Origin of the sequence: Christiangramia sediminis, from assembly GCF_020552705.1 — a bacterium.
Classification (GTDB): Bacteria; Bacteroidota; Bacteroidia; order Flavobacteriales; family Flavobacteriaceae; genus Christiangramia; species Christiangramia sediminis.
Genome location: NZ_JAJBZG010000004.1, coordinates 23,134 through 39,370 on the forward strand (window position 1 = coordinate 23,134; position 16,237 = coordinate 39,370).

The following is a 16,237-nucleotide window of genomic DNA, read 5'->3' on the forward strand; positions in this document are numbered from 1 at the left end:
TAGGTTTCCGCTCGGGATAAATATATAAACTTTAACCTAGCAATTCTAACCAAAGTTCCTTTACCTGTGTCCAGTTAAATTTTTCAGCTTGTTTTCTTCCTTTAGTACTTAAACTTTCAGCAAGTTCCGGATTTTCTAGCAGTCTGTTTATGGCTAACGTCATCGATTCCACATCCCTCGGTTTTACCAGAAGTCCGTTCTCTCCATGTGTGACCAGGTAGGGAATTCCGCCTACATCTGTAGAAACCACAGGCAATCCCAGGGCCATCGCTTCAATAAGACTTACCGGTGTATTGTCTATTAGCGTGGTATTGATAAAAATATCATAGTCTTCAGAGACTTTTATCCATTCCGCCTTGCTGAGTTTTCCTTTAAATTGAATATTCAGACCTTTATCTTCTGAAATCCCTTTTAATTTGTGCAGACTCCCATCCTTATCTGGCCCAACCATGCAAGCCTCAATTTCAGGATAAACAAGGGATAGCTTTACCATGACCTCTAAAAGCATTTCAGGATGGTAAACCTTATCAAAGGCCCTTACCCATAATAATTTAGGTCTCACAGAACTCCTTTTTTTAAAATCATAAGCTGAAAGCTCAATAGAATTAGGTAAAAAAACCATATTCCTGAACTGAAATCTTTTCAGTTTGTCTTTCAAAAAATGCGAGGGTACCACATTCGCTTTCGCATTTCTGAAAATATCCAGGATTTTTGTGGAAGACCTGGCAAACCTGTCTTCCAGATTCCCTCCATGCAGAATAAAAATATACGGAGTATTAAAAAGCTGACAGGCCTTCGCGCTCAAAACAGCATACCAGAAATTGGAAGTACTATAGGTATCTATCATCACCAGATCTACATTCCTTTTCAGGAGTACGCTTCCCAGCATATGCATTAACCTCAGGGCCTTATTTTTAAAAGAGGAAACCGAATCTATTTTATATCCATCAGCTTTCAGCAACGGAGTAAGTGTATCAATACTCGTAGGAGCGCCCCCATGCTTTTCCAGTTTATTTCCTAAATAGAGAATTTTTTTCAAGAGCGTCCTAAACTTTTTTAAATATATTAACTTAATAATAAAAACGATTATTTTTTTTGTTTGTCCGTAAAGTATCCTTAACTAAAAAAGAACGTCATTCTGAACTTGTTTCAGAATCTCATTTCAATGTAAATCAATACTATATAGAGACCCTGAAATAATCTCGATAAAAATCGGGACAGGCTGACGAAAGAATTTTTAGGATAAAAAACGGATATGCATAATTTTTTTTAGTTTTTAATCGGCCTATCGAAAATTTATCTTCAAATTTGAAGTGATCGCACCGTGAAATTTTTGGCTGTTTGAGCCATAGGAATTATTTTTCTTACCTGAATTTTTGAGGCGAGTTCCTAAAATTTAGGTGCTGAGCGATAAATTTAGTTAAGTTTCGTAAGTGGATTTTTTATTTCTCCTGAGCTTGTCGAAGGAACAGGCGATGGAAAAAATGAACAGTAATAATTTTTTAAGATAAAATTGTTCATTAATTAAGAACTTCGTTCCACTGGTCTTTTATATTATCCCAGTCAAAAGTTTCAACTTTTTCCCTCGCATTCATACATAATCTCTCTCCTTTTTCGGGATTCTCCAGGATCTCGGAAATTTCTCTCACCATGGCCTCTTCATCTTCTTCGGGAACCAGCACCCCGTCATGATTATTCTTGATCAACATGGGCATTCCTCCCACATCAGTACTGATAATAGCCAGTCCCAGGCTCATTGCTTCGATCACACTAATAGGCGTATTATCTATGGAAGTGGTATTAATAAAAAAATCATAGTTAGTAGAAAGTTGTGCCCAGTGCTTCTTTTTAAGCTTCCCGGTAAAACGGACATCCAGGTTATATTTTCTGGCTAGTTTTTTACAGGCAGCCATACTCCCATCCTTTTCCGGGCCTACCATACACAAACTCGCCCCGGGATATTTTTTTTGTAATCTGCTTAAAACATTTAAGGCCATTAGCGGATTGTAGCGTTTTTGAAAACGTCTTACCCACAAAAGTTTTGGTCTGAACTTCTTTCGTTGTTTAAAAGGATATTTATCAGTCCTGATCGCATTGGGGATGATCTGGGTATTCTCGAATCCGTAGGATCTAAAGATATCGTAGAGGAATTTAGAGGGCGCTATATTTGCCTTCGCCTTTCCAAATAAACTCTGACTGAATTTTTTGGAATTTTCCAGTCTGTCTGGCAAATTTCCACCATGAAGTATAGGAATATATTCCAGATCGAACATTTCACAGGTTTTTCCAACCAGGTAAGCATAATAGAAATTCATCGCCCCGTAGGTGTCTATTAGAACTATGTCTGTAGAATTTTTGTACTTAGCTATAAGTCCTAGCATTTCAGCAAGTCTAAGCGCCTTATTATTCCTTGTGGAAGCCGTTTTAACCTTATAGCCCTCCTTCCTTAGCATTTTACTAAAAAAGGAAATATAGGTAACTGTAAAACTATTGACCTGCAAGTCGTTTCCTATGTACAGGATTCTTTTTTTCATCTACTATATATAATAAAGCAAGTCCATATACAAATGCCGGCAAAGCAATACGCATGGCGGAGTGGTTGATGGTTAAAAACCAAAAAGCCACGAAAGCCATAAAATAATAATTGTTCTTGAACTTGAACCAGAAAACTATTGGGACAAATATAAGAATTAGGATCGCTAATAATCCGAATATGCCATGTTCAGATAAAAGTCTGCTTATTTCATTATGAGATGCAGTCTCAAAACCTGTAGCTTCACTACGATATTCTTTAGCCTTTCCCACTCCTACGCCAATAAAGGGATTTTCGTAAAATCCCTGAAGTTCGCTAACTATTAATTCAGTTCTGCCAGTAGTAATATCATCTTCTAATTTGCCTGCGGCATCTCTGTTGGTATACCGATAATCAATAAGACCCTGTGTAAAAATTGAGGTTATAAACCAGGTTACAAATACTGCAGTAAATAAGAATATTATCTTTTTATTAATACTGGATTTCCCTTTACTAGACTGATTGTAATAGTAAAAAATCAAAAATAAAATAATACAAATTAAAGCAGTTATAACGCCTCCACGAGAAAAGGTGACAATTGCCCGATAGCTTATCATTCCAAATAAAATTAAATCTATAAGATTAATTATTGGCACTTTAATAATAAATAGCCGCGTGGCAAGAAGGAATGCACCAAGCCCCATCACTGTTGATATTTGGTTCGGACCAAAATAACCCGAGGCTGCATAATTAGAGTTGGTTCCACTGGATAATGACTCTCCTATACTCGGTGTATAAAGAAATAAATAAAACATATGACATACCAATGGTAAAAGCAAGAACATTAAAATATAATTGAATTGCACCCCTGTGATCTTTTTATAATAACAGTATAAAGCTGCTATGCCCAGACAAACAGGCCCTGCCAGGTTAAAAGCTACTGCTTTTCTAAAAACCACCTCATAATCCAGAGTTTGAGACGCCACAAGGATTCCAGGTATTAATATGATAAGATAGATCCAGAAAGGTGTTGTTTTAATAGAAGCACCTTTAAAAAACATACCTATTAATAAGAATAGGATTACCGAATATTTTCCCGTTTCATAGAAAATAATTCCTTCGGTCATTCGAAAAAGAACTTCAGCTCCTGAAATATATGCTGCTGCCATTAAAGCTTCATTGTTCTTGTTTTTTCGAATAATAATAAATAGAATCCAAAAAATCCAAATGGCAGAAAATATAATGGTCGCGGAAGGACGAAATGAATAAAGTATTAATGCGATTACAAAATGTAAAAGCACTAACTGTATATATTGTATTTGGGTGAGATTTTTAATGTCTTAAAACTTTATTTTATTCGATTAAATCTAGTTGAAATAACTATGATCTTATCTTTAGAATTCAAAAAAAATAGTAGGTTACACCTTGTTTACATATAATAGATCATTCTTTATTTTTAAAAATGGACTGAAAGAATTCAATCACTAATGGTATTGAATTTTTTTCTGAATAATTTTCAATGATCCTTTTTTGAAAATTATTTGCATCTTTTTTCATTTCTTCAGGATTGCGCAAATAATAAGTAATACCTGCTGCAAAGGCTTTCGGATTCTCTTGTTCTACAACTATTCCATAGTTCCCAATTACTTCTTTAATATCACCAACATTGGTGCAAACCACTGGTAATCCAGCAAGACCATACTCCAGAAGCGCCATAGGCAAACCTTCTGAGCTTGAAGATAACACTCCAATCGATGCAGGATGTAACAACGAATTAATATTTTCTTTTTGACCATACATAAAAACGTTATCCTTCAAATTATTATCATCAATAAATTCTAAAAGCTTGGCAGTATAATTTTTATCTGAATTATTACCTACAAGATGCAGACTAAGAGAAAATTTTTGATGATCTAAAAGAGAAAAAGCTTTTAGGAGGGTAATATGATCTTTTGGATGACGAAAATTTGCAACACAAATTATATTAATATCGCTATTACCCCGTAAATTAATATCTATAGAGCTAGTTTCCTCTAACCTTACAAAGTTTTTTAGTAAAAGCACTTCTTTACAGAGAAGGTTCTTTTTTGTCCATTCGTATAGATCTTGATTGACAACAATTATTCCATTAAAAAATTTAGACGCTATCTTTAGAAATCCCAAATTTTTATTATTTAGTGCTCTAGCTCCCAAATGATCATGCCATACTAGTTTAGTATTTGGGATCATTATTTTAATAAGAACACCCACAAAAAAAGAACTACCGTGTGCATGTATTAAATCAATTTTATATAATTTAATATAGTCCTTTAGCTTTAGTATGGCCCTTATGTCAAAAGTACCTTTACGATTAAGAAAAATATAATTCTCTTTATTTTTTATTTTTTTCTTTAAACTTCCTTCCAGCCTGGTACAACATAAATGGGAATCTACGATTTCTCCTGAAAACGAATTGGCATAATTTACAGCCATTTGCTCAGCCCCTCCGGGTCTCAATGAATCTATAAGCTGTAATATCCTCATTAATTTAATTATAGTAGCCTAGGAATTACTAAGTAGGATTTTAATTCCATCTTCCAATTTTTCGAGAGTATATTCCTGAGACCATTCCGTCGCTGCTAAAGATTTTTCCCTCATTTCAACAGGATCCTTAAGAAGGTCTTTTATTTTTTTTAAAGTTTCCTTGGTAAATTCTGATTCAATTACTTCCTCTTTTGATATAAGTAAACCCCGACTTTCACCCCCTAGCATCCACGATACACAGCTTACTTCACTTGCTAATGGTATACAACCAAAAAACATTCCTTCTGCCAGAGCTTTCGGCCAGCCTTCACTAATAGAGGGTAATATAGAAAAATGAGAATTCATATAAGCCTCCTTTAAAATCTGGCTATCGCGGTTACCATGAAGAATGACTGAATTTGTTAAATTATTTTCAGTAATATATGTATCCATTTTTTCAAATTCTTGACCCCCTCCGTAAATATCGAGTTTAACAGGAAAGTTATCTTTAAGAAGTTCATGTATGATTTTAACAGCCATCAAAGGTCTTTTTCCTTGAGAAAGGGTACCGGCAAAAATAAACCTGTAAGGCGGAGAAAAATCTTTATTAATTTCAATTTTTTCGGAATCAGAGTAACTTGCGGTAAAAAAGGGAATTATATTTTCCCCCTGATTACTCCAATTTCCATATACAAGCACCTTTATATTCCTGGTTAGAAAACTGTTCCCTAAAATCCATTTTTGTAAGTTATAGCTCCAGGGTTGCTTACTTTTTGGGTCCCAATTCCCTGCATATTTAACTGATTTAGGTTTGCCTGGAAAAAATATCTGTACAATACAAGCTAATAAGCCAACATTACCCGGGCAACGTATATGAACATGATCTGCCCAAATAAATGACCGAAAAATCTGTGAAAAAATTATTGGCAATAATAAAAATGATTTACAAATCTCCCATATATTCTTAAATGAGAAAAAAGGTAACTTAAATAATTTTATAGGTGTGTTAAAATCTGATAACAATATTTTTTCCGGATAAGTAGTAGGAGATGCTATTGCAACCTGCTCAACATGATCAAACCATAGTTCCATCTCGCGAACGTATGGACCATAAGAGGAGTATTTATTGCCTCTTTTGATTGTAGGAGCATTTGTAATTGTTAGAAACTTCAATTATATATAATCTTGAGATGTTTTATTGCTAATTTTCGATGCAGGAACTCCTAATACCGTCGAATCTTTCGGAACATTTGTTATAACTAAAGAATTAGCTCCAATTACTGAATTGTCGCCAATTTCAATCGGTCCAGCTATTACAGAATTCACGCCTATATATACATTATTTCCAATCTTAGGAACTCCTCTATTATTCTTTCTCCCACTAACACCAATGGTCACTCCTTGAGAAACATTACAATTGTCACCGATAATTGCCCGGCTATTTATTATTACACCCCCAAAGTGCCCGATATAAAATTCTTTTCCAATTTTAGCTGAATATGGTATAGAAATCCCCGTAAGAATTTCAATTATTTTCTGAAGAAAAACACCGGCAATTAACAGTATCCGTTTTAGAGGTTTTGGAAGGCTGGATTTAAAAATTCCGTTACTCATTCTATAAATAAAAATTGCCCAAAGACTTTGTTGAGTCAATAAAAGAGTTATGGAAGATTTCCCACTATACTCTTTATATTTTTTTAAATCATCTCTAAAGCGCGGCATTCAAAACTCAATTTTATATTCTACTTATTACGCATTAAAATAGTTAAATGCATACAACTAAACATATATGAATCAGAATTTTGAGACCTTTTCCAATCTTCCACATGCCACTTTTTCCCCAGCAAATCTTTTTTCTTAGAAGATAGGGGTAATAATGAAATCATAAAGAACCATTTTGCTTTGCCTAATACAGCATGTCGCTCTTTGACATCAAATGCCTTAGCATATAAATAATAAACTTTTCGGGAAAATGGCCATTCCCATTCTTTGTCACTTTGAAATGGTCTATAAATTCTTCTGATTAATTTTATAGGCAAACTTGTTTCTAAAGGATCATAACTTATAATCTCTCCCTTAGGTTTCAATTTTAGCTTTAATCTTTCAATTAAAAATTTAGTGTCCTTAAAATGATGTAAAACTCCATATGCATATATTAGGTCAAATTCATTTTCCAAAAACTCTTCAGACAAAAAATCTACGGCAATAGCTCGAGCATGGGGAATATTTTCAAGTCTTTTACTGAATTTAGTTATAGCAGATTCACTTAGGTCTATTGCTATATATTCTCTGGCATTCTGAGCTAAAAATATTGATAAGGCATTTCCTTCAAAACATCCAAGATCCAGAACTTTCTTATTTGACAAATCACCAAACCACACTTTATGGAGTTCATATATATCATTTTGGATTCCTATATTTTTTCTGGTTTTATTTAATAAGCCATTTCTGAAAAAAGACCATACTTTCGTAGGGAGATTCTTCTTTTTGGTTTCGTAAAATTCTTTTTGCTTATCTGTTAAATCTTTCTTTTCGGCCATCAAATTGCGTTTCCAGGTTTATCTAAAAATAATATTGTAATCATTAAGATTATATTCAATAAATGATTTCCAGTTTAATTTTCAATGGCCTCATTTTTATAAAATTGACAGGAGATTCTTTTCAAATCTATTCTTTTTTACTTAATCAATGATATGCAGTACAATAACTATAGCATTTTTTTTGAAAAGTTAAATATCACTTGCCTCCACTGATCTAAGAAATTTTACTTTTGTTAAGTAGATCTTTTCTGTATATATTATTTAAAGGCTTAATTTTCTGAAGTGACGTTTCAACAGATTTAAAACCTATCTATCATCCTTTTATTCCAGGAGAAAGAAAAGGATAACTGTTGTTGAACATTATTAAAGTAACACAATATATAGCAGTTAAAGTAAAAATGTTTTACTGCATTTTTTCATTTTTCCTTGCAAAAGGTTTTTTAATCATTAAACTCCACCATCCTATAAATCTACCAAAACTCTCAGTTAAAGCTTCCATTCTATTTTTTGTATTAAAAATATTACCTAACCTAATCAAAGAAAGTAAAAAAGAGGTGCTATTCCATTTTATTCTTGCTTTTAAGCTGGGATTTGGGTTTTTTACCCTCCAAACATACCAGCCATTTCTTACCACCATTTTTCCATACTTGAATTTATTTGGTCTGCCTGCTACATCATGATGATGTTCTATCCTAGCTGCAGTATTAACATACAATTTTCCCATTCGAGAGGTACGTAAAGAAAAATCGGCATCCTCATATAAACCATAACCTTCAAAGTATTTAGAAAACCTAATTTTATCAAAGACTATTCTTTTGTAAGAGGCTATACCTCCCATAAGCAATTCAACCTCATAAATCTTATCGCTAGGGGGCAAAAAGCCTATTGAATATCCATGAGAAAAATCTGGCATAATTCCTGGTTTTTCATCGGGTGCCAAACCAAATTTTCTTCGCAAAGAAAACCGGGCCCCTTCTTCTCTAACCCAGCCGTCAAAAAAATATTCCTTTTCGCAAGGTGTATAGCTTTCTTCAACTTTTCTCCATCTAGTTTCATTAGATATATAACCAGACACACCCAAAGCTTCGGGAACCTGTCGATACACTTTTAGTATTTCCTCGAAGTAATGAGTTGAGACTACTGTATCATCATCCAGAAAAAAAATGATCTCAGATTTTATCGAAGTTTTAGAAATTCCAAAATTCCTTTGCCTGGTTAATCCCCGGTCTTTTTCTTTTACCTGGTAGTATTTTAAATTCGCATAGGACTGTTCATTAAGTATATTCTTTGTTCTATCATCCTCTGAACCATCAATAATTAAAACTTCATTAGGATGCATAGTCTGAATGGACACTGATTCCAATAAATTAATCAAAGAGTGAGGTCTCTGATAAGTACAAATGATAAGACTGAAATACATTGAGAAATTCTAAAAATTAATTTTTGTAGGGAATGGTATTCTTTTGAAATTATTCATATCTCACCCCCCTTTTATTAAGGTTCTGTGCATATAACATTGAGCGATTGAATTGTAATATCTTAAAGGGCATTTTAAACACCCTTAATAAAAAGCTACGCCGTGGATTTTTGAAAAGATATAAAAAAAAGTATTTTGATCGATATTCCTTTATCTGACTTGAGTTAAAACGCTTTATTATACCGTAAAGAATTGTAGGACTTGGCACGGGTCTAATATAACGTACCGGCCTGTCTAATTCCCAGGCCTGTTTATTTCTTTTTTTCCCTAAGAGCTTAGATTGGATTCCCCAATGCCGATAACCACCTGATGGTGGTTTCAGATGCAGATTAGCCGAAAAAGGATTAAATACTACCATTGCTCCTTCATGGAATAAGGAAAAACCAAAATCGCTATCCTCTCCATAACCGCCATCAAAATTCACATCATTCCCACCTAGCCTTTCTACCCAGTCCTTTTTAACACATGAATTAGCATTGCTAAAAGTCTGTGCAGCTCCTACCTTCCAACGATTTTCACCTAGACTAATTAAGGCTTTTTCTAGTTCTTGAAGTCCATCTGTATGCTTATTAGCCATGATATCCAATCCATTGGTAGCGTTTGCCTTGTAGGTTTGAATTAGTTTAATGTGGTTTTTTGTAAAATCTGTAGGTATTCGTGTATCATCATCAGCAAAAATTATATAATCTCCCTGGCACCTTTGTATAGCTTCATTTCTAGCCTTACAACTACCCTTACTTTTTTGCCAAAATATTTTAAGGTCAAAAGAAAATCTATTTTTAGTATAGATATCGTCCTTCCTGTCCTCCTCTGGTGTAGCATCTACAACAATGATTTCTTTTACAGGGTATTCCTGTTTATCATAGTCATGCAAAAGCTGTAAAGTATAATTCTGCCGTAACATAGTGGGGATTATTACGCTAATTTCAGGCTTACCCTCAATTTCTGCTAATTTCCTGGGGGGAACTATTGGAAATACATTATTCAGCGATTCGGCATTCTTTACATTTAGATATGCATTAATCTCTTTGAATGGATGTTTTAAACCTTCTTTCAACAACATGTTTAAAGCATGTTCTCTTTTAAAATTCTTTTTAAAGAACATATATCTATCAAAAGCTGAAATTTCTACGAATTCGTTATATGCAGGGTAAAGGCCTTTTACATATAATGGAATACCACCTCCATATCGCAGCATTCGAAATCCCATATCTAATGCAGGCATAACCTCTGACCTATAATTCTCTGGAAACCCGTCAAAAAGCTCCCACACTTCTTTTCTTACTACAAATTGTTTTGGATTTATTCTCCAATTAACTGCGATTTTTAGATGCGTGATATCATTTAAGAACCACCAAAAAACAGCGATTTGATATACCAGTTCAGGGAAGATGTCTTTAAACCCCTGGTCGAGGGAACTATGCCACAAATCGCCTGGTCCTTTAGCCAGTTCATCAAGCATTTCTAATTGAGGATCACCACGGTATAGCAGGGTATTTCCGTTACTGGCCTTATATTCCTTAAGATCCATTACTAAGTATTTTTTTATAGAATTCAATATTTTGTGAAGCAACCACTTCAGCAGAAAATAATTCTTTAACTCTTTCTCTAGCTGCTTTCCCCATCAATCTGCTCAAATCTTCATTTTTTAGTAGCTCAAAAATCTTATCTGCATACTTATTATGATCTTTGGGATCTACTGCAAAACCTGTTTCTCCATTGATTATTACTTCTTTGGCCCATCCAATATCAGAAGTAACAAGTGGTTTTTCCATTGCCATTGCCTCCAGCCAGGTCATGGGTAAGGCTTCTGCAAAACTCGGCAAAACTACTACTCCGGCGCTATCCACCTGGTTAAGAACATCATGGTAAGATATTTCACCTAAAAATTTTACTTTCGCTATAGCTTCAGGAGAAAGTATTTGTTTAATAATGTTTATAGTTGAATTCGAGGTTTTTTTATCGACCACATCTTTTCCTGCAAATACCAATTCAGCTTCGGGTATAACTTTATTTACGATATTAAAAATTTCGGCCAGCTCAATAACTCCCTTTTTCCTAATGATACTTCCAAAATAAAGTATCCTATTTTTTTTAATATCATCAGTTATAGGCTTAAAAAATAGAGTATTAACAGAGTTCGGAATAACCACTATCTCTTTTTTCAACCTAAAAATTTCTCTGGTTTTCTCTGCTGTAAACTTACTTACAGAGATTAAGTGATCTGCACCCTTTAGAGCATTTTTTTCAAACCAGAAATTTTTTCTTTTCTGTTCTCTTTGCTCGAGATGACAAAAATAAGCATCGCTACCGTTCATTCTTATAACCAGAGAACAACGAATTTTCATAAAGGCCGTAATACCTGTCCAATCTGGAGCTTCGATTGCATCTATCTTCTCAATTGTAATATATTTGTTTAGATAATTCTGAAGAAATTTTCTATAAAGGTACCATCCCATCAATCGAAACCTGCGCTGCTTTATTAGATGAAATTTAATTCCATTTTCCTCAAAAACATCATCATCTTCCTGGCCGTATATAAACAAAGAAACCCTAACCCCCTTCTTAACCAAAGATTCTACCATATTTTTGATACTTGTTCCTATTCCTGCGGCGGCATTAGTGCGAACGTGGGGATATTCTGGAGTGAGAAAGCCTAAATGCATGGAAGCAGTTTTAAGTGATTAGATAACATTTCCTCTAAATTGAATCTCTTTTCTATCAAATTGTGTACTGGCTGGCTTATCTCTTTTTTTCCTGTCATTATATCCTGTAAAATAACAATTAACTGTTCTGTATTTTTTGGCTCGAATATATAGCCATTCATATTGTCATTGATGATCTCCAGGTTACCTCCAACCGGAGTGGTAATAACGGGAACATTAGATGCCAGGCTTTCTAGAATAGACAGACTAAAACATTCCATATAGGTGGGTTGAATTAAAAAGGAATAATTTTGAAATAATTCTGGTAGTCGCGAAGTGCTACCTCGTAGTTCTATTATACCATTTAAGTTATTAAAAACCACCTGTTCTTTTAGTTCATTTTCTAATGGCCCTTCTCCATATACATCAATTTTCATTTTCTCTTTAATACCGTCAGGCAACCTCCCAACAGCCATAATCAGGTCTGAAATACCTTTTGATTTACGCAAATGTGAGGCGACTATAAACCTTCCATGATTTATCTGTTCCCTTTTTTTATAGCACTTGAAATCTATTCCATTATAAACAACACTTGTCTTTTTCATTAAGGCTTTTCCATAATCCTTAATGATGGCATCGGCAGTATATTGGGAGACTCCTGCAAAATGATCTATATAAGAGGCGTAGAGCATTCCTCTTACTTTGTTTTTAAGACGTTTTTTTTGGGAGAAACCTTCCAAAGGGCGCGGATTATGATCTACAGCAATAATATATGCTGGTGTTCTTTCTTTAATCTTTTTAAAGAAGGGCGTACATAATGCAATAAAATGGGTTACTACAACTGAGTAATCTTTTTTCAAGTGTAAATGTTTAGTAAAAAAGCTTTCCAAAGCTTCGGTTCCCGCTAGACTTACATCTAAGTCTGAATGAAAATCAGGATGATTATTCCCCGCGAAAAACCACTTTACATAACATCCTTTTCTTTTGAGTTCTTTATCGTAAGCTCTAAAGAACCTGTCCATTCCCCCTATTCGGTCAGGTTTTAATTCATAATTACAAACTACGGCGATATGTTGCTCACTACTCAAACCTCTATTATCTTCTTTAATTTTTTTACAATTCGCATACTGGTTCCTTCCAGACTCTTACCTATTTGAAGATCCAGCAACTTCATTCGGTTAGCTTTATTAAGATGCGGATCCATAAGATAGGTATTGATCGCTTCAATAAGTTCCGCTTTATTTTTTGAAATTTGAACAGCTCCACTTTGCACTACTTTCTCATAATGACCAAACTTAAGAAAACGCTGGTCATTATATAGCCCATTTTCTTCGTTTCCAAAAACCGGATTGATAACCGGCTTATTGAACAACATAAAATCAAGGCTCATGGTAGAACACATATTAAGGTTCAGGTCTGTGTATTCCAGAAGTGCTCTTAGATCTTTAATATCCTGAACTCTGGGAATACGTTGTGACCATGGTTCAGGATGTTCTTCCCTGGCAACAAACCAATCGGGGAAATTCCAGCTTATAAATGGATATTTTTCTTTTAAATAAAGAAATCTTTCAGGCTCTTCAGCAGGTGAAGTACGCACAATGAAATTCACTTCCTCAGAAACTTTGTCTGCCTGTATCGCTGAAGCTATGGCTTCAATATAAAGCGCGTCATTCTGGCTGGTAGAAACATCTCCGCAGCTATAACAAATAGTTTTTTTTGTGGGGTCTAATTCAAATTTCTTAAAGAAATCATTTTTAGTTGATTCATATTCGGGCATTATATATGGTTCAAATTGTGGGGTACCTACAACCTCCACATCGTCTGCCTTTGTAGCTGGGTAGAAATGAATCAACTCTTCTTTCATTAGATCACTCCATACCAGGTAAAAATTAAATCCCGCAGCCATACGACCTTTTGAAGCCAGGTTATCCCAACTAAAAATAAAAGAACTGGTTTTGATCCCAAGATTCTGAGCTGCAGCAACTAAAGGTACTACATATGGGGGACGCTGATGGGTAAAAAAAAGAAGTCCTGGCTCATTATTCTTTAAAATGCCTAAGCATTCTTTGGTAACCTTATGATTTCTCAAAGATCTCTGTTGTCTCTTTTCCAGAATCCTGATAAATTTTTCAGAATGAAATAAATTTGTGATCCTGTAAATAAGACGGATTGCCTTACCCCGGTTAGATTCGCTATTTGACTTATTAGCTTTTAAATTATCATTAATTCCGAAATAATCTTTGTGTAGTTGTAAATGTGCTACTTCTTTGAATTTTCTCCAAAACCAGGTTTGGAATGGCTCAACATACACCGGTAGCTCAGTTATTTTTAAATTATTATAACTATTGTGACTATATACTTTTTCTGGTAAACCGGAATAAATAATTACTTCTTCAAAATTTTTGACTGCCTCAGCAAGAAAATTACTTAAAATAAAATTTCTATAACCAACGCCATCTGTAATTACCAAACCGAGTTTTCCTGAGTTTTTTTCCTTCATTTTTTGGCAGGTGTTAAAGCAAAAATAGTAGAAATATTAACTTTACCTTCTTAGAATTAAAACTATTGTTTTCCATTCTTTAGATGAAAGCAGTTAATTGAAACTTTTCTATATTGCCCTTGGATTATAGCTATTAGTATGACAACCGATTCACAATTAAACCAGGATAAAAATAAAGACTATTATGAAAAGCTTTATGATAATTATGATATAGAAGGAATTCTTTACTGGATAAAAAATTTAGAGGAAGTTCTTCCACGAATTATCAGTACAAATACTACCTGGAACGGACTTTACAAATATAACTTCCAAAAATGTTTGAAAGGAAAAAAGGTCCTTGAGATGGGTTGTGGAGATTGCTCGAATGCTGCTGTTATGGCAGCACTTGGAGCGGAAGTATATGCTAATGATATTGCTTCTGCGAGCGGAATCATTGTTAATAAGCTAAATAACAATTATGATTTTAAACATCCAATTCGTTTTATCGAAGGTGATTTTTTAGAAAATTCTCTGGCATCGGGTAGCTTTGATTTTGTTATTGGCAAGGCTTTTTTACACCATTTAACCATACCGGTTGAAAAATCTTTTATTAAGGAAACTGCCAGACTTCTTAAAGCTGAAGGGGAAGCGCGTTTTTTTGAACCGGCCGTAAATAGTAAAATACTGGACGAGCTAAGGTGGCATATTCCCGTACCCGGTAGGCCATCAAAATTTAATAAAAAGGCATTTAGAATATGGAAAGAGCAGGATGTTCATCCAGACAGGTCCTTAAATTCCAGGCATTTTGAGAATGTAGGCCGAAAGTTCTTTAAAGAAACTGAAATTATTCCTGTAGGCACCTTAGAAAGATTTCATAGAATAATTCCTGGAAACCGATTCAATTCAAGGTATCGAAGATGGGCTTTAAAAAATGAGCGGTTTTTACCTAGTATCCTTAACATTGCGTTTGCAAGAAGTCAATTAATAATATACCGCAATAAACTTTAAAATTAATATCAAACTTTTTCCAACCATAAATTACCTCCAAAATTTTTATAGCTTAAAGGCATTCTTAAAAAGGCGTCTTTATGATGGAGATGAAGATAGTGTGAAAAAAAACGAATTTTAAAATTTTTGTTATACATGAGAAAAGATTTTAAAAAATAAATTTCATTCCAATTTCTACCCTCAAGAACCCATTCCCTGGGATATTCAAATGGATAGAAAATATCATGAAAATGAATGTAAACTCCATCTTTCAAAATGGGGAGAATTTCACTTATAATATAATTCACGTCACTACCCGTTTTAACGACATGAGAACTATCAATAAAAAGAATATCTCCTTGCTCTAAATTCTTAAATGCATCTAAAGGTATAAGTTGTACATTCATCTCTTGTAAATGTACGTTCTCCCTTTTTTTATCTGAAATTAAGGATTTGAGTCTTTCAGGATATGGCTCAATAAAGTTGATTTGAATTTTACTATCAAAGAATATTCTGTTTACATCGATCATAAGAGCTGAAGAAAAACCTGAACCAACTTCAATTATACTTTTAGGTTTCAAATACCTCATCATTGAATATAGTATGATTCCATCAGTATAAGAATAAAACCCATTATCAAAATAATATTCTAATCCTTCTAATTTTGATGTAGTAAAAGGCATCTCCTCATAAAATTCTATAAATTTGTCCAGTAATTTAATCTGGTTATCTTCCTCCAAATCTATTCCGTTCAAATTAACACTAGAATTCCAGATTTTATCCTGATATTTTACTATTTCGCTTTTTAATATAATAGGAGAATAAAAGTGTCCTGGAAGATGACAAGAATTTTCAGAATGCTTCTTTCCTTCCTTCCATAACATATAGTTCTTATAAATAGTCGTTCTTTTTATTTTCTTCTTTACATGTTTTTTAAACTTAATCATCATGATATTTTTCAACAAAAAGTTAATTTTATGACCTTTTAACAAATAAAGATTTTTTCATCGAATTTTAAATCATAACCTAATAACTTTTATTCCTAAACCCCATTATCTTTTGCTACTCGAAAATTAATAGTTTTCTTGCATCTAA

The 16,237-nt window shown here is 33.8% G+C and carries 14 protein-coding genes; 1 reads left to right on the forward strand and 13 read right to left on the reverse strand.

Translation table 11 applies throughout. The features are described 5' to 3' along the window. Positions 1-31 precede the first annotated feature (31 nt). The 12 genes from LGQ90_RS08565 to LGQ90_RS08620 form a co-directional block, all read right to left on the reverse strand. Complete coding sequence (locus LGQ90_RS08565) at positions 32-1,039, reverse strand: glycosyltransferase family 4 protein (RefSeq protein ID WP_229340119.1); 1,008 nt, start codon at positions 1,037-1,039, stop codon at positions 32-34. A gap of 481 nt (positions 1,040-1,520) precedes the next feature. Then, positions 1,521-2,534 carry a glycosyltransferase family 4 protein gene (locus tag LGQ90_RS08570; protein WP_229340121.1) on the reverse strand — a complete coding sequence of 338 codons (1,014 nt, stop codon included), beginning with the start codon at positions 2,532-2,534 and terminating at the stop codon, positions 1,521-1,523. Further along, positions 2,488-3,681 (reverse strand): O-antigen ligase family protein, encoded by a 1,194-nt coding sequence (locus LGQ90_RS08575; RefSeq protein WP_229340123.1) that lies wholly within the window; start codon positions 3,679-3,681, stop codon positions 2,488-2,490. Before LGQ90_RS08575 ends, LGQ90_RS08570 begins: the two co-directional genes overlap by 47 nt. Positions 3,682-3,955: 274 nt before the next feature. Beyond that, positions 3,956-5,035, reverse strand: coding sequence for a glycosyltransferase (locus LGQ90_RS08580; protein ID WP_229340125.1), 1,080 nt, complete (start codon positions 5,033-5,035; stop codon positions 3,956-3,958). 18 nt (positions 5,036-5,053) lie between these two features. After that, positions 5,054-6,187 carry a glycosyltransferase family 4 protein gene (locus LGQ90_RS08585; protein WP_229340127.1) on the reverse strand — a complete coding sequence of 378 codons (1,134 nt, stop codon included), beginning with the start codon at positions 6,185-6,187 and terminating at the stop codon, positions 5,054-5,056. After that, positions 6,188-6,736, reverse strand: a complete 549-nt coding sequence (locus tag LGQ90_RS08590) for a serine O-acetyltransferase (protein ID WP_229340129.1) — start codon at positions 6,734-6,736, stop codon at positions 6,188-6,190. Between the two features lie 20 nt (positions 6,737-6,756). Further along, entirely contained in the window at positions 6,757-7,554 is a 798-nt protein-coding gene (locus tag LGQ90_RS08595) for a class I SAM-dependent methyltransferase (protein ID WP_229340131.1), read from the reverse strand. Between the two features lie 403 nt (positions 7,555-7,957). Further along, the gene (locus LGQ90_RS08600; protein WP_229340133.1) at positions 7,958-8,974 is read right to left on the reverse strand and encodes a glycosyltransferase family 2 protein; all 1,017 of its coding nucleotides are present in this window, start codon (positions 8,972-8,974) and stop codon (positions 7,958-7,960) included. A gap of 49 nt (positions 8,975-9,023) precedes the next feature. Then, positions 9,024-10,562, reverse strand: a complete 1,539-nt coding sequence (locus LGQ90_RS08605; protein ID WP_229340135.1) for a glycosyltransferase family 2 protein — start codon at positions 10,560-10,562, stop codon at positions 9,024-9,026. Then, positions 10,552-11,697 carry a glycosyltransferase family 4 protein gene (locus LGQ90_RS08610; RefSeq protein ID WP_229340137.1) on the reverse strand — a complete coding sequence of 382 codons (1,146 nt, stop codon included), beginning with the start codon at positions 11,695-11,697 and terminating at the stop codon, positions 10,552-10,554. The genes LGQ90_RS08605 and LGQ90_RS08610 overlap by 11 nt, the downstream gene beginning before the upstream one ends. After that, positions 11,688-12,764, reverse strand: coding sequence for a glycosyltransferase family 4 protein (locus LGQ90_RS08615; RefSeq protein WP_229340140.1), 1,077 nt, complete (start codon positions 12,762-12,764; stop codon positions 11,688-11,690). Before LGQ90_RS08615 ends, LGQ90_RS08610 begins: the two co-directional genes overlap by 10 nt. Then, positions 12,761-14,176, reverse strand: a complete 1,416-nt coding sequence (locus LGQ90_RS08620) for a hypothetical protein (RefSeq protein ID WP_229340142.1) — start codon at positions 14,174-14,176, stop codon at positions 12,761-12,763. The genes LGQ90_RS08615 and LGQ90_RS08620 overlap by 4 nt, the downstream gene beginning before the upstream one ends. A 138-nt stretch (positions 14,177-14,314) precedes the next feature. On the opposite strand from LGQ90_RS08620, the gene LGQ90_RS08625 reads away from it, so the two are divergent. Then, positions 14,315-15,163 carry a class I SAM-dependent methyltransferase gene (locus LGQ90_RS08625; protein ID WP_229340145.1) on the forward strand — a complete coding sequence of 283 codons (849 nt, stop codon included), beginning with the start codon at positions 14,315-14,317 and terminating at the stop codon, positions 15,161-15,163. A gap of 8 nt (positions 15,164-15,171) precedes the next feature. Here LGQ90_RS08625 and LGQ90_RS08630 read toward each other — a convergent pair whose 3' ends face one another. Next, complete coding sequence (locus tag LGQ90_RS08630; protein WP_229340147.1) at positions 15,172-16,104, reverse strand: class I SAM-dependent methyltransferase; 933 nt, start codon at positions 16,102-16,104, stop codon at positions 15,172-15,174. Between the last annotated feature and the right edge of the window lie 133 nt (positions 16,105-16,237).